A 23230-nucleotide genomic window follows, 5' to 3' on the forward strand; every position below is an offset into this window, starting at 1 on the left:
CACCATGCGGGTGTAGCTCAGTTGGTTAGAGCGCCGGCCTGTCACGCCGGAGGCCGCGAGTTCAAGTCTCGTCACTCGCGCCATTCCCTCCCTGATTGGGAATGACGTACAAAATAAGCGCCGCGATCATTCGCTGGCGCTTTTTTGTTTTTTTAGCCCGGTTTGATCCCATCACATCCTTCTCATATCCTTCTCATATCCCTTTGGGCGAAGCGCCAAACGCGTCTCACAACTGCAAAGCAGCAGTCGGGGCAGAAAATCTTTCATTTGGTGATTTAGACAGCAATCCTGACCGACTGGTCATTGATTAATCGTATAAATTATGCTCAGCTTCATGGGCACTAAGCGAACACCTGCAGGCCGCCCCACTGATATTCGGGCCTGAAGGGCGTCGATTGAACCCCGGATGACCCGAAGCTGAGCCTGGCTCGTTTTGGCCCATCCACTCGATTGCCTATCAGTCCGCGCCTTGGCCTGCAGTCCCACAACAACAAAACGGGAGGCGCATCATGCGCAAATTTATCGCAGGGCTGGTCATGGGGACCGCGCTCGCTACCGCACCTTTGATGGCACAGGCTGAAACGCCTAAAAATGCCCTCGTCATGGCTTTTGCCATCGATGACATCATCACGCTTGATCCGGCACAGATTTTCGAATTCTCCGGCGCTGAATACGCCGGTAACACCTATGACCGTCTTATCGGCTTCGATAATGACGATGTCTCGAAAATCTATGGTGTGATTGCCGAAAGCTGGGATGTCTCCGAAGACGGCAAGACCTTCACCTTCAAAATCCGTGACGGCATCGAATTCGCGTCGGGCAACGACCTGACCGCCGAAGACGCTGCCTTCTCGCTGCAGCGCGTTATCCTGCTTGATCAGTCGCCGGCCTTTATCCTCGGCCAGTTCGGTTTCACCGCCGACAACGTCAAGGAAAAGATCTACGCCACGGACGATTCCACCCTCGTCATGGAAGTCGACCAGCCTTACGCACCGAGCTTCGTGCTCTACTGCCTGACCGCAGGCGTTGGTGCCGTTGTCGACAAAGAAGAAGTCCTTGCCCACGAAGTCGATGGCGACCTTGGCCACGAGTGGCTTAAAACCAACTATGCCGGTTCCGGCCCGTTCAAGCTGAACAAATGGACCGCGGGTGAAAGCCTTAGCCTGACCGCCAACGAAGATTACTGGGATGGCGCGCCGGCAATGAAGCGCGTGATCATTCAGAGCGTCAAGGAAGCAGCAGCTCAGCAGCTTCTGCTGGAAAAAGGCGATATCGATATTGCCCGTAACCTCGAAGCCGATCAGCTGGCCTCGATCTCCGGCAATGACGACATCAAGCTGCTGTCCAAGGGTAAAGGTGCTCTCTGGTATCTGGGCCTGTCGCAGAAAAACGAATATCTGTCGAACCCGAAAGTCCGCGAAGCTCTGAAATATCTGGTCGATTACAAAGGTATTTCCGAAACCATCCTGGCTGGTCGTTCGCAGATCCATCAGGCCTTCCTGCCGGAAGGCTTCCTTGGTGCGTACAACGAAAACCCCTACTCGCTTGATATCGAAAAAGCCAAATCCCTTCTGGCCGAGGCCGGTTATCCGGATGGTTTCAGCGTAACCATGGATACGCGTAACACCACCTCGATCATGGCGATGGCACAGTCGATCCAGGCAACCTGGGCACAGGTCGGCATCAATCTGGAAATCATTCCGGGCGATGGCAAACAGACCCTGACCAAATACCGCGCGCGTCAGCACGATATCTATATCGGTCGCTGGGGCCCGGACTATCAGGATCCGCACACCAACGCATCCACCTTCGCGTGGAACCCGGACAACTCCGACGATGCTGCTGCCAAGCCGCTCGCATGGCGTAACTCCTGGGATGCCGGTGATCTGACTGCGAAAACCGATGCAGCGACCCTTGAGCGCGACGACGCAAAACGTGCAGCCATGTATGTCGATCTTCAGAAAGACGTTCTTGAAAATGGTCCGTTCGTGATCATGTTCCAGGAAACCGAAATCGCATCCATGCGCGGTAACGTGAACAACTTCGTCCTCGGTCCGTCATTCGATAACAACTATTATCGTTACGTCACCAAAGACTAATCTCGACGAAGGAGACAACGGTCGTAATGTCCGCTGTTAAACGCAATAAACGGGACGGGCGCAACCGCGCCCGTTTCGCTTCCGGCCCCACGGCAACTGTCCTGCGGCTGGTCTTTTCACTTGCCATTACATTCTTTGGCCTGCTGCTTGTCACCTTCCTGATCGGTCGTGTTTTGCCGATTGATCCGGTTCTGGCAGCGGTTGGTGACCGTGCCCCGCAAGCCGTCTATGACCGCGTGCGCGAGGAAATGGGTCTCAACCTGCCCCTTTGGCAGCAATTCTTTATCTATATTTCCAATGTCCTGCAGGGCAATTTTGGCCAGTCGGTGCTGACATCCAATCCGGTATTGGACGACATCAAACGTGTCTTCCCAGCAACCCTTGAACTGGCAACCCTTGCAACCATCATCGGTGTATCCCTTGGCATTCCCGCTGGCGTTTTTGCCGCGATCAACAAGGGAAAATGGCCGGATCACGTGGTGCGCGTGATTGGTCTGGCCGGTCACTCGATCCCGATCTTCTGGCTGGGCCTGATGGGGCTTCTGGTATTTTATATGAAGCTCGATTGGGTCGCGGGTCCCGGACGCCTTGATTCGTTCTATGTCGATTTCATCGAACCAACCACCGGTCTGATGCTGATCGACACCCTGATCGAAGGCGACATGGATCTGTTCTGGAACGCTGTCTCGCACATTGTTCTGCCGGCATCGATCCTTGCTTATTTTTCGCTGGCCTATATCGCACGCATGACCCGTTCCTTCATGCTCGAACAACTGAGCCAGGAATACATCCTGACCGCACGGGTCAAAGGCATTTCCGAACATCGCATCATCTGGCGTCATGCCCTTGGCAACGTCATGGTGCCACTGGTTACCGTGATTGCGCTTTCCTATGCCAACCTGCTCGAAGGATCGGTTCTGACCGAAATCATCTTCGCATGGCCGGGACTTGGCCTTTACATCACCAACTCGTTGCTCAACGCCGATATGAACGCGGTTCTCGGCGGCACGATCGTGGTGGGTGCGGTCTTTATCGGCGTGAACATGCTTTCTGACGTGCTCTACCGCCTGCTCGACCCCAGAGCGCGGAGATAATCATGACAACACAGACAAATACTTCACAAACCGGCCTGAAACAGTGGCTCACCTCAGACGCACCGCAATCGCGCTGGCAGGCCAAATGCGGCCGAGCATGGCTTGCTTGGCTGAAGTTTACTGAAAACAAACTGGCCATGATTGGGCTATCGATTGTCATCGGCCTTATTCTGGTAACGATCTTTGCCCCGCTTCTGGCCCCCTATGATCCCTTGGCCGCCGATCTTGCCAACCGTATTCAGCCGCCCGGTGCAGAACACTGGTTTGGCACGGACCAGTTGGGCCGCGATATCTTGTCGCGTCTGATCTATGGCGCACAATACACGCTTCTGATTGTCGGCCTCGTCGCCATTACCGCCGCCCCGGTCGGGCTTCTGGTTGGTACGGCTGCGGGCTATTTCGGCGGCTGGGTTGATGCGACACTGATGCGCATCACCGATATCTTCCTCGCCTTCCCGAAACTAATCCTGGCACTGGCCTTTGTCTCGGCACTTGGACCGGGAATTGAAAACGCCATTCTGGCGATTGCGATTACTGCTTGGCCTCCTTATGCCCGCATCGCACGTGCCGAAACCATTACGGTACGCAAGTCCGACTTCATCGAAGCCGCCCGTCTGCAGGGCACCTCAAATATGGGCCTGATCACGGGCCATATCATGCCGATGTGCATAAGCTCGCTTGTCGTACGTGTCACCCTTGATATGGCCGGCATGATCCTGATTGCGGCCGGTCTTGGCTTCCTTGGCCTTGGTGCACAGCCGCCGATGCCCGAATGGGGTGCCATGGTTTCCGATGGCCGTCAGTTCCTGCTTGAACAATGGTGGGTTGCCACGGTTCCGGGGATTGCCATCCTGATTGTCAGCCTGGGCTTCAACCTTCTTGGTGATGGCCTGCGTGATGTTCTTGACCCGCGTGGAGGCGATTGATCATGCCCAATGAAACCCTTCTGTCGGTCAAAAACCTCGAAGTCATGTTCAACACGCCCAAGGGCGATGTCCATGCCGTACGCGGTGTGTCGTTCGACCTTGGCCGTGAACGTCTTGGCATTGTGGGCGAATCAGGCTCCGGCAAATCCCAGACCGGGCGCGCCATTCTGGGCCTGACAGCCGCCAACGGAAAAATCACCGCCGACCAACTGAAATTCCATGATGTCGATCTGGCAAACCTGACGCCGAAACAATGGCGCAAGGTGCGTGGTGCGCGCATTTCCATGATCATGCAGGACCCGAAATATTCGCTGAATCCTGTCATGACCATTGGCGATCAGATCATCGAGGCCTACCGCGAACACCATAAGGTGAACGCCAAGGAAGCCCGCCACCGCGCGATAGACATGCTCGATGCGGTTAAAATCCGCGATCCCGAGCGCGTGTTTAACTCCTACCCGCATGAAGTCTCCGGCGGGATGGGACAGCGCGTCATGATCGCCATGATGCTGATCCCAGATCCCGAACTGATAATTGCCGATGAACCGACCTCGGCCCTTGATGTCACTGTTCAGCTTCAGGTCATGGCCATCCTTGATGACCTTGTGCGTGATCGCGGCATGGCGCTGATTTTCATCAGCCATGACCTGCAGCTGGTTTCAAGCTTCTGCGACCGGGTGCTGGTGATGTATCAGGGCCTTGTCGTCGAAGAAATCAAGGCCTCTGCCCTGCACGAAGCCAAACACCCCTACACCAAGGGGCTCTTGAATTGCTTGCCTAAAATGGATGGCGATCATACCGATCTTCCGATCCTTGAACGCGAAGCAAGCTGGGCCGAAGGGTAAGGGGAAATCAGATGATTGAAATCAACAAACTCAATGCCTGGTTTGATGACAACCACGTTCTCAAGGATGTCGATATCAAGGTGCCGAAAAACGGCTCCTTCGGCCTTGTCGGTGAATCGGGCTCGGGCAAATCAACGGTGCTTCGCACCATCACCGGTCTGGTCGATGACTGGGAAGGCGAAATTCTTGTAAATAACAAGGAACTTGGCCCCAAACGCGACAAGACTTTCTATCGCCTTGTGCAAATGGTGTTTCAGGATCCGTTCGGATCGCTACACCCGCGTCACACGATTGACCGCATCCTGACAGAGCCGGTCAATATCCACGGGCTTGGCGATTCAGATGCCCGTGTCGTGCAGGCGCTTGAGCAGGTCGGGCTCGATAACTCGTTCCGCTTCCGCTATCCCCACCAGCTTTCCGGTGGGCAGCGTCAGCGTGTCGCCATTGCCCGCGCCCTGATCCTTGAACCTAAGATCCTGTTGCTTGATGAACCGACCTCGGCCCTTGATGTCTCTATTCAGGCCGAAGTGCTTAATCTCCTCAGTCGCTTGCGCCGGGAGCTTGGCCTGACCTACATTATGGTCAGTCACGACCTCGCCGTGGTGGCGCATATGTGCGATGATATTGCCATCATGAACCATGGCCGCATTGTCGAACGCGCCAGCGCCACCCAGCTGGCAGAGGGCACGCTTGAACATCCCTACTCGCAACAGCTTTACAAGGCTGCTGGCGGCTATGACCGCGCCGTTATTGACAGCTTTGTCGACTGGGACTGACCGGAGAAACCATGACTTCCGCCACCACGCTTAGCTTCGCAACGCCCTTCGCACCGGCTGACAGTAAATTGACCAACTATCAGCGCAAGCATATCCCGGCCTTCACCTGGGATGCCCATGCCTGCCTGCCGCTTGATGAAAAAACACCGGCAGACCTGCTTGATACCTATGTCGCGGGCCATGTCGATTATGTCTGCGTGAATGTCGGCATGGACATGAACAGTATTGCCCATATCCTGCGCGTGATCGCTGCCTTCCGCGCCAAGATCGCCGCCCACCCCGACAAATACATGCAGATCGAGAGTTTCGATGATCTGGCAATCGCCAAATCCAAGGGGCTGCTCGGCGTCGGGTTTGATCTGGAAGGCTCGGTCATGTTGCAAGACATGCCCGAAATGGTACCGGTCTTTGCCAAGCTGGGCGTGAAGCAGATCCACTTTGCCTATAACCGCAACAACTCGGTCGCCGGTGGCTGTCATGATGTTAATATCCCGCTGACCGATCTTGGCGTTGAAATGGTGAAGGCCGTGAACAATAGCGGCATGATCATGGATTGCTCCCACACCGGGCGGCAAAGCTCGCTTGATATCATGCGGGTTTCATCCAAACCGGTCGTCTTCAGCCACGCCAATCCCAAGGCATTGGGTGGTCATGAACGCTGCGTTGATGATGAACAGATCAAGGCCTGTGCAGATACCGGGGGCGTGATCGGCATTTGCGGTTTCCAGCGTTTCATCAAATCCAAAAACGCGCCGGAAGTCCCCGAGATGATCCGTCACATCAAATATGCGGTTGATCTGGTCGGGATTGATCATGTCGGCATCGGGCTCGACACCATGCCATCTGTTGCTGGCACCAACGACTTCCCCGATGGTGTGGACAAGGATTACTACTGGCCAGCAAGCAGTGGTTATGGCCCGGCAGCCGGTGGGGCCGCGGTGTTTGACCCGCGCAAACTCCCGGCCCTTGCCGATGCCCTGATCTCGATCGATTATTCACCCGATGACGTCGATAAAATCATGGGCCAAAACTTCCTTCGCATTGCCAAGGCCAGCTGGTCTTAAGCCAGCCAGCACTATAAGCCAGCACTGGTCCGGGACAGTTCACGTCTGAATTGTCCCGGCGATATGCCAGTCATCGCCTTGAAGCTGCGACTGAACGCTGACAGCTCGCTATATCCAAGATGTTCGGCGATATCAGGGATCGGAAGGTCGGTCAGGCGCAGCATGTCACTGGCGATGCCACCGCGTACCTCTTCGCGGATTTTGCGAAAGCTTGTGCCTTCCTGATCAAGCTCGCGCTGGAAGCTGCGCAGGCTCATGGAAAATTCATCGGCTGCATCATGAACATCGATCTGACGGTGGCGGCACAGGGTTGCAACGATCCAGGCCTTGGTCGCGGTTGGCAGATCGACATTCTGTTTCAGGCGTTCGGCCCTGGTCTGGAATTCATTGACCAGTTGCCAATGCCTTTCCGGATCGGCGTTTTTCATCGGCTTGTTTAAAAGGGTTGCTGGCAGTAAAAGCGCATTTTCACGCTGCCCCAAACGCACCGGACATTTGAAATGATTCTGAAAAATGCCTAATCCACGGTCATTTCGGTGTTCAAAATCAATGCAGTTTGGCTGCCAATCCTCGCCAAGGGCTGCCGATAACAACGAATGAAATGACGCTTCGCTGAAAATTGCATCCTGCGTTCGGGTACGCACGGCATGCTCGGCAATGCGATATGAAAGCTTTGCCTGACCATCCTCGACTGACAGTGAGAACGACGTGCTGCCCTGAAGCGTCGGGAAAAAACGTGCGAATTTTTCAAGCCCGTGCCCCAGTGTCGGCGCGCTTAAAACCATCTCGGCATGTTTACCCAGACCGCGATAACCCCATGTATCTCCAAGGAATAATCCCAAAGCCGGATTATTCGTCGCGTCTGAGGCCAGCTCCAGCATGGTGGTAAAAATCATCAACGGCGTTGATTGCGGCGACATGAAAAGCCCCGCCCCGGCAAGCCCTGCACGCGCAGAAAGCCCGACATGATCAATGCCGGACTCACCAAGCATTCCCATCACGCTGTTTAGAACCGAACGGTCAATGGCACCCGAAACACGTTTCATGGGTTATCCATTCCATGGGCAGTTACGAATTCAACGCATTCAATTGATGTGCCAATTGAACGACACCTGCCCGCCTGACGCCAGCCGCAGCGATCATTTTGGCACCAAATGTCAAATACAGACCGACGCGCTTTGGCTAGCGTTTTAGAAATAGAAAAATACAAAATCGCCGATCAGGGAAATCGCGCTCATTCGACATCCCCCGATGGTCAAACGCGTTTTTCGGCATCTGCCTAAGGGTCAAAGACCTAAGTCCAGGGAACAACGTCCATTCAAAGCCCCTCCGCGCCACCAACGCGGTTGCTCTTGCCTGTGCCCGGCCGGGTTGACCCGGCCCACGATCAGACACCTTCATCAGGGAGAAAAAGAATGGATAAATGTTGCAGCAGTGAAAAGGTCGAAATCACCCACCCGCTTCAGCCCCTCACGGCTGAGGAAATCATCAAGGTCGCCGAAATCGTGCGCGCCGATCCGCCTTACGGCGAGAACACCCTGTTTGAAACCATCGAACTGATGGAGCCCGAAAAGGACGAGCTGGCCGACTTCAAACCCGGCGATGCGATTGCCCGCAAGGCACGCGTCAATGTGTTTGATGCCACCAAGGTCAGTGTCACCAAGCTTGTGCTTGATCTGGACGCTGAAAAAATCAGCTCAGCCAAGGAAATGCCGGGCAAGCGCCCGATGATCCAGCTTGAACAGTTTGTCGAGATCGAGGAAATCGTCTGCTCCGACCCGACCTTTATCGCGGCCTGTAAAAAGCGCGGCATTACCGATATGTCGATGGTTTGTGTTGATCCATGGTCGGCGGGCAATTTCGGCAAACCGGGCGAAGAAGGCCGCCATCTGGCCCATATCTTTTGCTGGCTGCGCAAACGCGAAAATTCCAACTTCTATGCCAATCCGATCGAAGGTCTGAACGCGGTCGTCGACCTGCTGTCAAAGGAAGTCATCCGGGTTGATGATTACGGAGGCGCGCCGATCCCCGAGGCGGAAGTCAATTACGAGGCCAACTTCTTCGAAGAAGATGAATTCCAGCCCAAGGCCAAACCGATCAATGTCGTTCAGCCCGAAGGCGTGAACTTCAAGATGGAAGGCAACAAGATCACCTGGCGCAACTGGGAACTCGTCATCGGCTTCAATGCCCGTGAGTCGCTCACCCTGCATGACATAAAATTCAATGGCCGCCCGATTGTCCATCGCGCCTCCATTGTTGAAATGACCGTGCCCTATGGCAGCCCCGATAACGGCCATTATCGCAAAAACGTCTTTGATATCGGCGAATATGGCATCGGCAAGCTGGCCAATTCCCTGACACTGGGCTGCGATTGCCTTGGCGTGATCAAATATCTTGATGTCACGCTCAACACCATGAATGGCGAACCCTGGACGATCGAAAATGCCATCTGCATCCACGAAGAAGACGCTGGGTTGCTTTGGAAGCACATGGATTTCCGCACCGAACGTACCGAAAGCCGCCGCAACGCCAAGCTGGTAATTTCAACCATCTGCACAGTCGGCAACTATGAATATGCGCTTTATTGGTATCTGTTCCTGGACGGCATGATCGAATTTGAAGTCAAGGCCACCGGCATCATCAATACCGCCGCCTGCCTGCCCGGCCAGCCCGGCAAATATGCCGTTGAAGTCTCCCCCGGCGTTGCCGGTCAAATCCATCAGCACATCCTGTGTGCGCGGCTCGATATGGCGATTGATGGCTATGGCAACAGTCCGGTTGAATGCAACACCTTTGCCGAGGAACCCGGTCCGGAAAACCCGTATGGCAACGCGTTCTTTGAAAAGGAAACGGTTCTCGAATCCGAACTGGCCGCCGCCCGCAAGACCAATCCGGCCTCTCAGCGCTACTGGAAGGTCGTTAATCCCAACAAGCTTGGCAAAACCGGGCGTCCGGTCGGCTACAAGCTTGATGCCACCAATTGCGTAACGCCGTTCATCAATCCGGAATACCCATCGGGCAAACGCGCAAGCTTCATTGAAAACCATGTCTGGTTTACGGCTTATGATCCCGAGGAACGTTTTCCGGCCGGTGATTTCATGAACCATTCAGATGGTCGTGGCGGACTAAGCGATTTCATCAAAAAGGACCGTGCGCTTCAGAACACCGACCTTGTCATGTGGCATGTCTTTGGCCTGCACCATCAGGTCCGCATGGAAGATTTCCCGGTGCAGCCCTGTGTCACCACCGGCTTCAAGCTGATGCCGATGGGCTTCTTTGATGGCAATCCGGGCATCAACCTGCCACCGGAAAAGAACGATGCCAGTTGCCCGGCAAAATGCTGATCTGATTTTGGCAATCAGGACATGACATCATGTCGATCCATTATGTGATCATCAGCGGCCTTTTGCTGGGGCTTGCCAGCAGCCTGCATTGCGCAGGGATGTGCGGGGCGATTGCCTCGAACATCCTTGCCGCAGGCGGCCTGCACAAAGGTCCTGCCAACCGGCAATTCAGTGCCCTTGTACTGATGCAGGCCGGGCGCAGCACAACCTATATCCTTGCAGGCCTTCTGGTTGGCGGGATTGGCGGCGCATTTGATGCCCTTCTGGTCACAGCTGGCTGGCAACCGGTCCTGCGCGTCATTGCCGGGATGGTCGTGATCTATTCCGGTATGGCAGTTATCGGTATTGCCCCGGCATTTCATCGCCTTGATCGGCTTGTGCCGAAATTCCTGCTTCAAACAGCGTTGAGTCCCGCGCTTGCGGGCGTTCCAACCAGCGAACACCGCCAACACACCACGCAAACGCCCAATACCGCGCCCTTTGCCCTCCGTGCTGCACTTGGCAAATTCTCACTCGGTGCCGCCCTTGGCCTAACGCCCTGCGCGATGGTCTATAACGCGCTTCTGACCGCGATGATGAGTGGCACGGTTGCCAAGGCCGGATTGTTTATGGCGTGCTTTACCATCGCGGCCCTGCCCGCCGTGATCGTTGCTGCCCTTGGCATCAGTTTCCTGCAAAGATCGGCCAACCGCGATCACCTTGGTCGCCTTGCGCGCAGAACGATTGGCGTCGCCCTGATTTTGGTTGGGGTGTTTACATTGGCTGAACCGGCAATGGGCCTGATTGCGTTCTGCCTGCCGACTTAGTTTGAAACGCTCACCGACTGTCCAGCTTGCTGTGGCAATTCAAGAAACAGTTCCGTACCACCAAATTCATGCACCAGATCGCCAGCCCGCAAGGTAACGCCGGTAATATCGGCCGGGATCGAAACACCGGACAATGATCGGGTAAAGGGCTGCTCATTGACATGGGGATGGGCAAGAACCCGCTCGCCCAACACAGCACCATCCGGCCCAATCACCTGCCAGACATTGGCATAATGATCCCAACCGGTATCCTCATGGGCGACCGTGACATCAAACCGATAGGTATCGCTGCCGGTCTTGGTCGCCTTTGCGGCTACCACATCGGCCTCTCCGGCCTCGGCAAGCATGGGAAATAATAAAGCCCCGCCAACAAGAACCAGACGGGTCAACATTGTGGACACGGGTCGGTTCTGCATGGCGGGGCTCCTGAAACTGTTTTGGGGTCGCTTAGACGTCCGCCTCGTCCTTGCGGACCGGACGCGGGCGGCCTTCGGCATCAATCGCGACAAAGGTAAAGGTCGCTTCGGTCACCTTGATGCGTGGTGGCTGGTTCTTGCGCAGCACCCAGCTTTCAAGATGCAGCACCATGGATGTGTTACCGATCTTCTCGATATCGCCATAGACGCAAACCGTATCACCGACATAAACCGGGCGATGGAATGTCATGCCATCAACCGCGATGGTCGCAACACGGCCTTCGGCAATCTGGCTGGCCAGCACGCCACCGGCAATATCCATCTGCGACATAAGCCAACCACCGAAAATATCCCCACTCGGGTTGGTATCGGCGGGCATGGCAAGGGTGCGGGTACACAGATCACCGCGCGGCATCGTACTTTCCGCGAAAAGGGCTTGCTCTTTATCTGTCGCCATCAGGCTCACTCCTGTTTGCGACACGTCTGTTTCGACATGTCATTTTTTTATTGGACCTCCCGGTCGCGGTTTTCTGCATCCGGTCTTTGCTAAAATATGGTCGGATTTGGCGACCACCACTTGCATTGGATTCAAAAACACATTTTTATGGTCGGTGCGCACCGATCATCTGGTACGAACCGATAAAGATATGGTACTCGTTTAGCGCCGAGGCTTCCAAGCCCAGAATATCGAAGAACAGATATACGGTATTGGGCCTTGTTTTAACACAATAAAAGAAGTTGCGTTCCGGGGCATGACCGACCTTTTTGAAGATTCAAACCAGTCCACCGACAAAGCCTATTCCGCCAAGGATATTGAAGTTCTCGAGGGCCTTGAGCCCGTCCGTCGACGCCCCGGTATGTATATCGGCGGCACCGATGATGCTGCCTTGCATCACCTGGTCGCGGAAATTCTCGATAACTCGATGGACGAAGCGGTCGCAGGCCACGCCGATTGGATCGAACTGGAATTGCAGCCGGATAATACCGTGCTGGTGCGCGACAACGGGCGTGGCATTCCGACCGACCCGCATCCGAAATTTCCCGACAAATCCGCCCTTGAGGTGATCCTGACCACGCTCCACTCCGGTGGTAAGTTCTCGGGCAAGGCCTATGAGACCTCGGGCGGTTTGCACGGTGTCGGTATGTCGGTGGTGAACGCGCTGACAGAGAAATTCCGCGTTGAAGTCTGTCGTGACCGAAAAATGGTGTTTCAGGAATATTCCAGGGGCACGCCGCTCGGTCCGCTGCAGGATGGCGGCGCGATCAACAATCGCCGCGGGACCACCGTTATCTTCAAACCCGATCCCGAGATTTTCGGCGCACGCGCCAAGCTCAAGGCAGCGACCATCTTCCGCATGGCGCGTTCCAAGGCCTATCTCTACAAGGGTGTTGAAATCCGCTGGTCGGTCGACCCGTCGCTTCTGACCAGTGACGACCCGACCCCGCAGCAGGAAGTCCTGAAATTCCCTAATGGTATTCTCGATTACCTCGAGATGACCCTTGAGGGCCGCGAACTGGTCACCGACCGTCCGTTCGCGGGCGAAGCCAAGTTTTCCGACAGTGCCGGTCGCGTCGAATGGGCAATCGGCTGGCCGGAAAGCGGTGAAGGCTATTTCCATTCCTACTGTAACACCGTCCCGACCCCGCTTGGCGGCACGCACGAAGCCGGTTTCCGCTATGCGCTGACCAAGGCGATCAAGGCCTATGGCGATATGCTGGGCCAGAAAAAGGCCGCAGCCATCACCGCAGAAGACGTCTTTGGCGGCGGCTGCATCATGCTGTCGGTGTTTATTCCCGATCCGCAGTTCCAGGGTCAGACCAAGGAAAAGCTGGGCACGCCGGGTGCAACCAAACTGGTTGAAACCGCTGTCCGTGACCACTTTGACCACTGGCTGACAGGCGACACCGAAAACGCAAAGCGTCTGCTGGAACGCATTATCCTGCGCGCCGAGGAACGTCAGCGCCGCAAGGAGAAAAAGGAAACCAAGCGTCAGTCGGCCACCCGTCGTCTGCGTCTGCCGGGTAAACTTGCCGACTGTTCGCGTTCGATCGCGGCCGGCACTGAAATCTTCCTGGTGGAGGGTGATTCTGCAGGTGGTTCTGCCAAGCAGGCCCGTGACCGCGAAACCCAGGCTGTCCTGCCGCTGCGTGGTAAGATCCTGAACGTGGCCTCTGCCACCCGCGAAAAGATGATGGCCAACCAGGAAATCAAGGACATGATCGAAGCCTTTGGCTGCGGTTCAGGGTCCGATTTCCGTCTCAATGATCTGCGTTATGAACGCATCATCATCATGACCGATGCTGACGTTGACGGCGCGCATATCGCATCCCTTCTGATGACCTTCTTCTATCAGGAAATGCCGGGTCTGATCGAAAGCGGCCATCTCTACCTTGCCATGCCGCCGCTCTATCGCCTGACACAGGGTGGCAAATCGATCTACGCCATGGATGACGCCGAGAAGGAAACCATCCTCGAAACCGAGTTCAAGAACCCGAACAAGGTCGAGATTTCCCGATTTAAGGGTCTGGGTGAAATGCCCCCAGCCCAGCTGCGTGAAACCACCATGGCGCACAAGAAACGCACCCTTCTGCGTGTGACCCTGCCCGATGCGGCCGAACCCGATGCCCGTGGTCAGACAAAGGATCTGGTCACCCGCCTGATGGGTAAAAAGCCGGAGCTACGCTTCCAGTTCATTCAGGAACACGCCCGCTTCGTCGAAGATATCGACGTCTGATCGGCACACGAAACCATCGACAAAACCCGGCCTTTGCGCCGGGTTTTGTGTTTGCCGTTCAATGACAAAACGACACCAATCCGAAAAAATCCGCCCAATCGCGTGACTTCGACAATTTTCAGACAATATCTAGGGCATTAGACCAAAGCACCGAAGGATTGGATTGTTGTTATGAACTCGCGCACACCACACTGCTCCGCCCTCAAACGCCCGCTATCGATCACTGCTGCAGCAAGTGGCCTGTTTCTGCTTGCCGGGTGCAACATCGCAACATTCGAGCGTGCCAATTACAAAGTTGCAGAAGTTGACAGTTTCAAAACAGCTGGCGCTCCAAGCCGTGTGATGATGCTTGAAGTCATTGATGCAGATAACACCTTCTCCAATGATTTCTGGAGCTCAGCCATGTCCAACCATGGCTACGCGCCACGCCTGCGTTTCGTAACAGATCCAAATGATATCCAAGACGGAGAAACCATCAAACCAGAGAACCGCATGGTCGCCGTCGTCAACCCGGAACAATCAACCATGGGCGGCAAGCTGTGCACTGATCCGAAATCGGCTGGCACGGATGACAGCAGTGAACGCATAGTGGTCCGGTTTGGCTTCTGTGTCGGCGATAAGATCATCTCGGAAACCCGTGGGCGCTTTAACAGAGATCAGTTCGCGGAACAGCTCGAAAGTAACGCCGACACCGTAAATTTCGAATTATTCCCGCGTCGCACAAATAACAAAGATGATCGCAATTGCAGTTCGTTCTTACCTAACTGCTAACGCCTGAGAAGCTCCGCCAATGATTGGGCAAAGACGTGCGGCTGCTCGAGCGGCGCATAATGACCGGCACCGGGAATTTCCTGATAGGTCGCACCGGGGATGGCATCTGCCATTTCCCGGTGGCTTTCCGGGCTGATGATGCGGTCATGCGTGCCAACGATCACGCTGCACGGCACATTCACCTTGCCCACGTCCGCCACACTGTCCGGGCGCATGGCAACGGCATGGTTCTGGCGTTCGAAAACGCCTACTCCGCACTGATCACCCATCTTAGTGATCAGTGACACCAACGCCACATCATCACGGTTATCGGGATGCAGCATTTCATCAAGCATCCCGTCATTGACCGCGACAAACGGATCCTTGGCGGTGACGATGCGCGACAGCAACAAACGTCGCCGGCGCACGTCATCGCTGTCTGCTGTCGCCCTAGTATTTACCAGCATCAGATGACTGATCCGGGATCTGGCCTGCCGCAGGATTTCAAAGGCGGCGTAGCCCCCCATCGACATCCCCACCAGCGCAAAGCGATCCGGTGCAACTTCCAGAACCGCACGCGCCATATCGACCACCGTATCCTGATCAAACAATTCGCAAAACACGGGCGTGATCGCTGGCTTTGCAACATCAGGAAAGTCCGCGTAAGCTGCCAATGCCGGATGCCACATGCGTTGATCGGCCAACATGCCCGATAAAAACACAACGGGCACGCCATCATCATCGGCTTGCCCGGTCACTTGTTCTGAGGTCGAACTCATTTAATCAGCGCACTCAATTCCTTGAACTCCGGCGTGCCGGCAACCCGAAGCCATTCAAACATCACGCTTTCACGGGTCACGATCTTCGCCCCGGCATCGCGCATGCGCTCCAAGCCAAAAATCTTGTCCTGCTGGCTGCGCGAGGTCACCGCATCAGCCACAACATAAACCTCACGGCCCCGTTCGATCAGATCCATCACGGTCTGCAACACGCAAACATGGGTTTCCATGCCAATAACCACGACCTGATCACGCCCTGGGCTTTCTTCCATCTTCTCGATAAAGCCGTCAGCCGGAATGGCCGAAAACGCCACCTTGGAAACAACGTTGCCGCCCTCGGATGTATCGCCCGGCTTTTCAAGCAGATCGACAATCGGCTTGGCTGTATGGCCCAACCCCTTGGGATACTGTTCGGTGACGATCACCGGCACCTCAAGACGATTGGCGCATTTCACCAGAAAGCAGCAATTGGCAATGATCTGTTCCGGGTCCTGGCAGGCCGGATAGAGTTTCTCCTGAACGTCGATTATCAGCAAACTTGAACGCGTTGCATCCATCAGCACCGGTTTTCTCCCCGAATATTGTTCGTAAAGATAAGTTACGCTGCCAAATTGTTGCAAACAAGCCTCTCAAACACCTCAGAATGGGTTTTCAAAGCCATTTACGCGGCGTTTTTCTTGACTTAATTAAGGCTTGGCTTTACGACGCAATCAGATTTTTAGCGATCCGCTTAACCTTAACGCATTTCATTGCGGGAAAACGAACCATATGAATTTCGCCGATCTCGGTCTGAGCGAAGATATCCTCAAAGCCGTCTCTGATGCCGGCTACGACACCCCCACCCCGATCCAGGCCCAAGCTATTCCGTCGGTGCTGATGGCACGCGACATTCTGGGCTGTGCGCAAACGGGCACGGGCAAAACGGCCAGCTTCACCCTGCCGATGCTTGATATCCTCCATCATGGTCGCGCCCGCATGCGGATGCCGCGTTCCATCATTCTGGAACCGACCCGCGAACTGGCCACCCAGGTCGCTGCGAACTTTGACACCTATGGCAAATATATCTCGCTGTCCAAGGCACTGATCATTGGTGGCGAATCTGCAGCCGAGCAAAGCAAGGTTCTTGAAAAGGGTGCCGATGTCATCATCGCAACCCCGGGCCGCCTGATCGACACGTTCGAGCGCGGCAAGCTTCTGCTTTCGGATTGCAAGCTGCTCGTCATTGACGAAGCCGACCGCATGCTCGACATGGGCTTCATTCCCGACATCGAAAAGATCGTCAAGATGCTGCCAACGCAGCGCCAGACGCTTTTCTTCTCGGCGACAATGCCCAAGGAAATCAAACGCCTTGCCGACAAGTTCCTGTCCAATCCCAAGGAAATCACGGTATCCCCGCCCTCCACGATGGCGACCACCGTTGAACACAAACTCCTTGTCATGGACGACTTCGACAAGCGCGATGCCCTGCGTCAGTTGATCCGATCCGAAAATGTCAAAAACGCCTTTGTGTTCTGTAACCGCAAAAAAGACGTCGACATTCTCTATAAGTCGCTGACCAAGCACGGCTTCAATGCCGGCCGCATGCATGGCGATCTGGCACAAAGCGAACGTACCGAAACGCTGGCAAAGTTCAAATCGGGCGATATCACACTTCTGGTTTGCTCGGACGTTGCCGCACGCGGTATTGATGTTTCTGACGTATCGCACGTCTTTAACTTCGATGTTCCGTTCAACGCCGAGGATTACGTCCACCGTACCGGTCGTACCGGCCGTGCGGGCCGCGATGGCAAGGCCTTTACCCTTGCTGTGCCCGAAGATGGCAAACTCGTCGCTGCGATCAATAAAACGATCAATATGGACATCCCGCTGACCGAGATTGACGGCATTGAAACGCTGGAACTCGACTTCACCGGTAAGAAGCGTCGCAACAAGAAAAGCCGCAAACCCAACAGCCGCGATGACAAATCTGCGCGTCCGGCCAGATCCGACAACAAGTCGGATAAAAAGGACACCGCGGAAACCAGCAAGCCGGCACAGGCCGAAGCACAGCCGCAGAAAGAAGCAGCTGATAGCACCTCCAAGGCCCCTGCCCGTGACGCACGCAACAATGACCGTAACAACAACGATCGCAATAACGATCGTGGCAACAACCGGAATGATCGAAACAACCGGAACAACCGCCGCGACCGTGATGACCGTGACGATAAACCGGTGATCGGCTTTGGCGATCACGTGCCAAGCTTCCTTCTGACCGAAGTCCCGGCTTCAAGCCTTGGCAAAAAGCCCGAGGCAGAAGAAGAAGCACCGAAAAAGGCCACCGCATCAAAGCGCAAGCCGGCTGAAAAGTGGAAATCGACCGCTGCCAAAAAGCCGCGCCGCTCGCCCAGAAAGAAAGCCGACGAAGCCCCGGCCGAAGATGCAGCACCAGTTGCTGCTGAAGCCACCGAGGCACCGGTAGAAACCGCAAGCGAAGCAACGTCCGAGGCCGCACCGGCCAAGGAAGTCAAAAAACGCGCTCCGCGCCGTCCGCGCAAAAAGGCTGCCCCGAAGGCAGAGGCAGCTGAAACCGCGGAAAGCGCCCCGGAAAGCAACGAAGCCGCTCCGGCCCCGGCCGAAAGCGAAAGCTAAGCTTTTAGCGACCCAATCAAAAAGGCCGTCAGGGTGATCTGACGGCCTTTTGTGTATCTGTGCTTTGGTCTGGCGATATGCGTTAAACCGCGCGGAACAATCCGGTGGATGTAGGTTTTTCCGGGCGACGCTTGCGCATCAATTTCAACATCGTCTCGATCGTGATCGACAGCAACGTCGCATGGGTGATCTCTTCGATCTCATCCATCACCATGCTCAGGGCCGCACCAGCATTGGTATTCTGCACGATGCTGTTGGACGGGCTTGTACCGACCTCCTCAAACAGCTGCACCACATCCAGAAGGGTGGTGCGCTTGGCATTGCCACAGAAACGATAGCCACCACCAGCCCCACGGACCGATTCAACCAGCCCCGCCCGGCCCAGATCGCGCAGAACCTTTGCCAGATGGTTGGTCGAAATATTGTACCGCTCGGCAATTTCCGATGCCGAAAGCTGACGGTCGGTATCTTCGGCCAGTTCCAGCACGGCATAGAGGGCAAACAGCGTTGCCTTTTGCAAGGACATCATCGGCTTATTCCCCCTCTTCCATATCTGTTTCCAGCTGGATGAACGGCCCGGCCATCATCCCCTGTGCGCGGAAGAACGACATCAGGTCGGTCGCGTCGCGCGGGATCATGGTGCGGATCTTGGTCACACCGGCATTACGGAAACAGCGGCAGATTTCGTTATAAAGGATCGTACCGATCCCCCCCATGCGAAGGTCCGGCTCGACACTGACCGTGCCGACCCAGCCACACGGGACGGAATTGAATTCCCATGAACGGACTTCACCAAAGATACAGCCCAGAAGAGTGCCGTTTTCCTCTGCAATCAGGAAGAAACGGGAATCCTTGCGGTTGCCATAACGGGTAAAAAGATCGTCCCAGTAATCCGGCTTGCGCAGTCCCGTGGTCCGGTCATCAAGATCGACAACATTGGCAAGGTCTGCCTCGACCGCCGGACGGATATTGATTTTATGCTCGCCAATGGTAACCAGGTTATATCCCGGCGTGTTTTGCGCAGCGTCCACCATACGTGCCTTTCAGTATATCGGCTGCCAATGTCAGATCGTATCAGACAATGTCAGCCTCCCCCGGCTCCCGACAGGAGAATAACCACAATCGAAATAAGTAAATTGGTACGATTATACTACACTGCCCGGATGGCACACGGCAATGATAAGTTCCGCTGCAGGTGCGAGCGTTACAGCCCGAAACACAAGCATTCCAAGGAATTGAAGGACATACTTGCATTCCCCGATTCATGCAAGTCTCCTACATATCCTTGGCAAACTTTTGATACACAAAATCTGTTGCACCGCACCCCGACCATATACAGGATGAGCTGGTAAAAAATACCCTGCCACGTGATGCAAAGATTGACAGAAACGCGAAGTCATGGCTTATCGCGCAGCAGGAATTATGTACGCTCGGTCGGGAATTTGGCAAAATCCACCCCACCGGGATGACAGTTCCTAAGGGCGGATTTCGGCCCGATTTCTTATCGACCAAAGGAGTGTGGCACGCCATGGCGCGCAACGGTTTCGACGCAATTGATCGTAAAATTCTTCGTGAAATTCAGGAAGATGGCCGTATCTCCATGGTCGAATTGGCAGACAAGGTCGGCCTGTCCGTTTCTCCCTGCCTGCGCCGTCTGCGCAAGCTCGAAGAAAGCGGCGTCATCCGCAAATATGTCGCCCTGCTTGATCCGGCCCATCTGCATCTTGGCGTCAATGTCTTCGTCACCGTATCATTGACCCAGCATGACGAACCGTCACTGCGCCGCTTTGAAAGTGCTGTGCAGGAGCATCCGGAAATTGTTGATTGCTATGCCATGGTCGGTAATCAGGATTACATGATGCGCATCGTCGTGCCCGATCCGGCCGCCTATCAGCGCTTCCTGTCCGAAGTCATGATGAAGCTGCCCGGTGTCGCCAACATGAAATCAAGCTTCACCCTGCACGAAGTCAAAAACAGCACCACCCTGCCGGTCGCTGACGCCGACTAACACCCGTCGGATGCCCGCCTTCGCGGGCATGACAGCACGGACGAAGTCGTCTGACACCGTCATCCCCGCGAAGGCGGGGACCTCGATCAGTACGTTCCCAAACCTGAAAAGCGCTCTACGCCACAGCGTGACGCTGTGCTGGAATGATCGTTGGGAACAGTACGGCCAGTGTCAGCCCGCGCAGCAGAAAGAACCCGTTAAACGCGGCCCATAGCAGATGGTTGCTGTCCATCACAACCGCACCCCAGGCAAATCCGGCATATATCGCGACCGACAGCAGCATCATGTTGCGCCAATGCTTGGTCTGCATCGCGCCCAGAAACACCCCGTCAAACTGGAAGCCCAGAACCCCGGTCACCGGCAGCACCACCGCCCACATCATGTATTCATAGGATGCCGTACGGACTTCTGGAATGCTGGTCAGCGCATCAATGACCCACGGCCCGGCAAGTGCAAACAGTGCTGCCATAACCACCGCTGAAACAATTCCCCACACTGTCGTCTTGCGCACTGCCCATAGGAACTGCTTGCGCTTTTCGGCACCATAGGCCTGCCCGACAAGCGTTTCGGCCGCATGGGCAAACCCATCAAGCGCAAATGATCCGAACATCAGGAAGTTTTGCAAAACTGCATTTGCTGCAAGGGTCACCTCGCCAAACCGGGCCGAGAAACTGGTAAACAGCGCAAAGGCCGATGTCAGCGCCATGGTCCGGATAAAGATATCACCATTGATTTTCATCAGTCTGGCCAGCTGGGCACGATCCAAAAGGCCGATCCCGCGCCATGACCCGCCAAGCCGTTTCAGATGCGGCCGCATCAGGAACCAGCCCAGCACCACACCGGAATAATCGGCAATTACCGTGGCCCCGGCCACCCCGCGCACTTCCCAGCCGAACCCTTGCACAAACAGGATATCGAGAATGATGTTCAGTGAATTCAGAACCACCTGAAAGATAAACACCGCCCGGCTATCACGCATGGCAAGCAACCAGCCCAGCATGCAATATTGCATCAATGTCGCCGGTGACGCCCAGATCCGCACATGGAAGTAATCGCGTGCCGCAGCCTCGACCGCGGGCGTTGGCGCAATCAGGGTCATGGCCAACTCGATGATCGGCCATTGCAACACCATCACCGCAAGCCCCGCGACAACCGCAATCAACGCTGCACGCGCAAAGACGGCGCGCACGCCATTGGCATCGCGCCTGCCATAGGCCTGGGCGGCAAGGCCGGTGGTCGCCATGCGCAAGAAGCCAAAGCTCCAGAACACATAGGAAAAGATCAGCGCGCCAACCGCGACCGCCCCGATATAATGCGGGCTATCAAGATGCCCGACCACAGCCGTATCCACCGCGCCAAGCAACGGAACTGTCGCGTTGGACAAAATAATCGGCAGGGTCAACGCCAGAACGCGTCGATCACCCTTGCCGAACCAGCGGCGCGTGCGGTTCATATGGACCTCGGGTTATGGATTATGCTGTGGGGCATCCGGCGAACCGGAAGAAATCTTGTGGCACAGAATGCCGGACGGCAAAAGACGCGTTTTACTGACCGGCTGTCCAAAAAATCCACATCGTTAACTTTTTGTCCCACCTCATGCAGCTTCCGCGCGAATTCACACCTAAATGCGCATCACCTTTCGCGGACACTTCCGAAGTTTTCCAAACAGGCGAATTAAAGGAAATCAATTAAGTATTTGTTTTTATGAACGAATTTTAACTCCAGAATATCCTGATCCTTTAAATTAGAAAACCCGCAGAATTTATACCAAGGCATAGAAAACCAAGACCGAAATTGCCAACAGGCACGTTTCAGGTCGCGATTTTCGCAAAAACCGGTTTTCCATCCACAAAGTTATCCACAGGCCATGGCAGCTTGTGGGTTTCCGCCAAACGTCCCGTAGCGGAACCTTGGGATTCAGCACAAAAAATGCTGGTGGTCGGGGGCCTGCATTGCTAAGCAAGTGCAAAGGGAAAATCAGGAAAGCACGTATGAGCACCGACACATTGTTATCTGGTCCGAACGTTCCGGCGGCATCGGGCACCACCAAAAGCGTTGTCATTTTGCTGCATGGCTATGGCGCGGATGGAAACGACCTGATCGGTCTGGCGCCGCATCTGGCACGCGCCCTGCCCGACACGGCATTTTACTCGCCCAACGCGCCTTTCCCGTGCGAAATGTCACCGTTCGGGCGTCAGTGGTTCAGCCTCGCCGAATATGATCCGGAATTCCTGCGCCGCGCCCCGGAAACCATGTCCGCTGCGCTTGCTGCCATGGCCGAAGGTGCGCGAAAAAGTGCCGCCTATGTTGATGACTTCATCGACCACGTCATGGAAACCCATGGTGTCGGTGCTGACAAAGTCGCACTTGTCGGCTTCTCGCAAGGAACAATGATGTCGCTGCAGACGGCACCGCGCCGTGACGCTCCGATTGCCGGTGTTGTCGGCTTCTCTGGCGCATTGCTGGGTGAACAAAGCTTTGGCGCAGAAATCAAATCGCGCCCGCCGATGGTACTGGTCCATGGCACGGCTGATCCGGTCGTCCCGATCGAGGCATCCCGCCTTGCCAAGGAAACGCTCGCGGCCAACGGTATTGATGTCAGCCTGCATGAACGTCCTGGCCTGCAACACGGCATCGACGAAGAAGGCCTTGGCATCGCCCTGGCATTCCTTTCAAAGCATCTCGGCTGACGCGGACGGCAACGTCCTCAAACATCACCGACCATCTGATCACAAGCACCTGACAATTATGTCAGGTGCTTTTTTTTGTCTTCATGGCGTAAGGACACCGCCCGGTTTTCTCGCACCATCAGAAATGGACGACAACACAACCTATACCGCATCGCACAACTGCAACTTATGATTAGTAAAACTCACTTAAAGATTAAACATAACTATACTTTTTAGCAGGAAATTGATTTAGAATATTCGAAGCTCAGGGTTTCGGTGTGGGAGCCATCC

Annotated in this window: 21 protein-coding genes and 1 tRNA gene; 14 read left to right on the forward strand and 8 right to left on the reverse strand. The window is 55.3% G+C overall.

From position 1 onward, the window contains the following. The first annotated feature begins 6 nt into the window (after positions 1–6). From CMO10_RS19620 to CMO10_RS19650, 7 genes are all read left to right on the forward strand, one after another. Positions 7–83 (forward strand) — tRNA-Asp (locus CMO10_RS19620). A gap of 426 nt (positions 84–509) precedes the next feature. Next, positions 510–2099, forward strand: a complete 1590-nt coding sequence (locus CMO10_RS19625) for an ABC transporter substrate-binding protein (RefSeq protein ID WP_297025136.1) — start codon at positions 510–512, stop codon at positions 2097–2099. 26 nt (positions 2100–2125) lie between these two features. Then, complete coding sequence (locus CMO10_RS19630) at positions 2126–3193, forward strand: ABC transporter permease (RefSeq protein ID WP_297025138.1); 1068 nt, start codon at positions 2126–2128, stop codon at positions 3191–3193. A 2-nt stretch (positions 3194–3195) separates the two neighbouring features. Next, positions 3196–4119 carry a nickel transporter permease gene (gene nikC / locus CMO10_RS19635; RefSeq protein ID WP_297025140.1) on the forward strand — a complete coding sequence of 308 codons (924 nt, stop codon included), beginning with the start codon at positions 3196–3198 and terminating at the stop codon, positions 4117–4119. Positions 4120–4121: 2 nt separating this feature from the next. Continuing rightward, a complete protein-coding gene (locus CMO10_RS19640; RefSeq protein ID WP_297025142.1) occupies positions 4122–4964 on the forward strand; it encodes an ABC transporter ATP-binding protein in 843 nt (280 codons plus the stop codon). An 11-nt stretch (positions 4965–4975) separates the two neighbouring features. Further along, positions 4976–5740: an ABC transporter ATP-binding protein gene (locus CMO10_RS19645; RefSeq protein ID WP_297025144.1), complete on the forward strand. Its 765-nt coding sequence runs from the start codon at positions 4976–4978 to the stop codon at positions 5738–5740. Positions 5741–5751: 11 nt separating this feature from the next. After that, entirely contained in the window at positions 5752–6804 is a 1053-nt protein-coding gene (locus CMO10_RS19650; protein WP_297025146.1) for a dipeptidase, read from the forward strand. Positions 6805–6815: 11 nt separating this feature from the next. Here CMO10_RS19650 and qhpR read toward each other — a convergent pair whose 3' ends face one another. After that, positions 6816–7850 (reverse strand): AraC-like transcriptional regulator QhpR, encoded by a 1035-nt coding sequence (gene qhpR / locus CMO10_RS19655; protein WP_297025148.1) that lies wholly within the window; start codon positions 7848–7850, stop codon positions 6816–6818. A gap of 369 nt (positions 7851–8219) precedes the next feature. On the opposite strand from qhpR, the gene CMO10_RS19660 reads away from it, so the two are divergent. Continuing rightward, the gene (locus tag CMO10_RS19660) at positions 8220–10148 is read left to right on the forward strand and encodes a primary-amine oxidase (protein ID WP_297025150.1); all 1929 of its coding nucleotides are present in this window, start codon (positions 8220–8222) and stop codon (positions 10146–10148) included. Positions 10149–10177: 29 nt separating this feature from the next. Next, positions 10178–10954: a sulfite exporter TauE/SafE family protein gene (locus CMO10_RS19665; protein WP_297025152.1), complete on the forward strand. Its 777-nt coding sequence runs from the start codon at positions 10178–10180 to the stop codon at positions 10952–10954. On the opposite strand, the gene CMO10_RS19670 is transcribed toward CMO10_RS19665, so the two are convergent. Beyond that, on the reverse strand, positions 10951–11370 hold the full coding sequence (locus CMO10_RS19670) for a hypothetical protein (protein WP_297025154.1): 420 nt from the start codon (positions 11368–11370) through the stop codon (positions 10951–10953). The genes CMO10_RS19665 and CMO10_RS19670 overlap by 4 nt on opposite strands. 31 nt (positions 11371–11401) lie before the next feature. Then, complete coding sequence (locus CMO10_RS19675) at positions 11402–11827, reverse strand: acyl-CoA thioesterase (RefSeq protein WP_044828659.1); 426 nt, start codon at positions 11825–11827, stop codon at positions 11402–11404. A 295-nt stretch (positions 11828–12122) separates the two neighbouring features. On the opposite strand from CMO10_RS19675, the gene parE reads away from it, so the two are divergent. Further along, on the forward strand, positions 12123–14105 hold the full coding sequence (gene parE / locus CMO10_RS19680) for a DNA topoisomerase IV subunit B (protein ID WP_044828658.1): 1983 nt from the start codon (positions 12123–12125) through the stop codon (positions 14103–14105). A gap of 171 nt (positions 14106–14276) precedes the next feature. Next, positions 14277–14876, forward strand: coding sequence for a hypothetical protein (locus CMO10_RS19685; RefSeq protein ID WP_297025159.1), 600 nt, complete (start codon positions 14277–14279; stop codon positions 14874–14876). On the opposite strand, the gene CMO10_RS19690 is transcribed toward CMO10_RS19685, so the two are convergent. After that, a complete protein-coding gene (locus CMO10_RS19690) occupies positions 14873–15634 on the reverse strand; it encodes an alpha/beta fold hydrolase (RefSeq protein WP_297025161.1) in 762 nt (253 codons plus the stop codon). The genes CMO10_RS19685 and CMO10_RS19690 overlap by 4 nt on opposite strands. Beyond that, positions 15631–16191, reverse strand: a complete 561-nt coding sequence (locus tag CMO10_RS19695) for a hydrolase (RefSeq protein ID WP_297025183.1) — start codon at positions 16189–16191, stop codon at positions 15631–15633. The genes CMO10_RS19690 and CMO10_RS19695 overlap by 4 nt, the downstream gene beginning before the upstream one ends. A gap of 211 nt (positions 16192–16402) precedes the next feature. On the opposite strand from CMO10_RS19695, the gene CMO10_RS19700 reads away from it, so the two are divergent. After that, positions 16403–18262 carry a DEAD/DEAH box helicase gene (locus tag CMO10_RS19700; protein WP_297025163.1) on the forward strand — a complete coding sequence of 620 codons (1860 nt, stop codon included), beginning with the start codon at positions 16403–16405 and terminating at the stop codon, positions 18260–18262. Positions 18263–18344: 82 nt separating this feature from the next. On the opposite strand, the gene CMO10_RS19705 is transcribed toward CMO10_RS19700, so the two are convergent. Both CMO10_RS19705 and CMO10_RS19710 read right to left on the reverse strand, forming a co-directional pair. Further along, on the reverse strand, positions 18345–18791 hold the full coding sequence (locus CMO10_RS19705) for an Rrf2 family transcriptional regulator (protein WP_008891472.1): 447 nt from the start codon (positions 18789–18791) through the stop codon (positions 18345–18347). A gap of 4 nt (positions 18792–18795) precedes the next feature. Next, positions 18796–19296: a GNAT family N-acetyltransferase gene (locus CMO10_RS19710; protein ID WP_044828654.1), complete on the reverse strand. Its 501-nt coding sequence runs from the start codon at positions 19294–19296 to the stop codon at positions 18796–18798. A gap of 494 nt (positions 19297–19790) precedes the next feature. Here CMO10_RS19710 and CMO10_RS19715 point away from each other — a divergent pair, with 494 nt between their 5' ends. Then, positions 19791–20270 (forward strand): Lrp/AsnC family transcriptional regulator, encoded by a 480-nt coding sequence (locus tag CMO10_RS19715; protein WP_167725279.1) that lies wholly within the window; start codon positions 19791–19793, stop codon positions 20268–20270. Positions 20271–20385: 115 nt separating this feature from the next. On the opposite strand, the gene CMO10_RS19720 is transcribed toward CMO10_RS19715, so the two are convergent. Then, positions 20386–21723 (reverse strand): MATE family efflux transporter, encoded by a 1338-nt coding sequence (locus CMO10_RS19720; RefSeq protein ID WP_297025170.1) that lies wholly within the window; start codon positions 21721–21723, stop codon positions 20386–20388. 538 nt (positions 21724–22261) lie between these two features. Between CMO10_RS19720 and CMO10_RS19725 the strand changes: the two genes are divergently transcribed. Then, positions 22262–22960: an alpha/beta hydrolase gene (locus CMO10_RS19725; RefSeq protein WP_297025171.1), complete on the forward strand. Its 699-nt coding sequence runs from the start codon at positions 22262–22264 to the stop codon at positions 22958–22960. Positions 22961–23230: the final 270 nt, after the last annotated feature.

It is taken from the genome of Thalassospira sp. (assembly GCF_002709775.1).
Taxonomy (GTDB): Bacteria; Pseudomonadota; Alphaproteobacteria; order Rhodospirillales; family Thalassospiraceae; genus Thalassospira.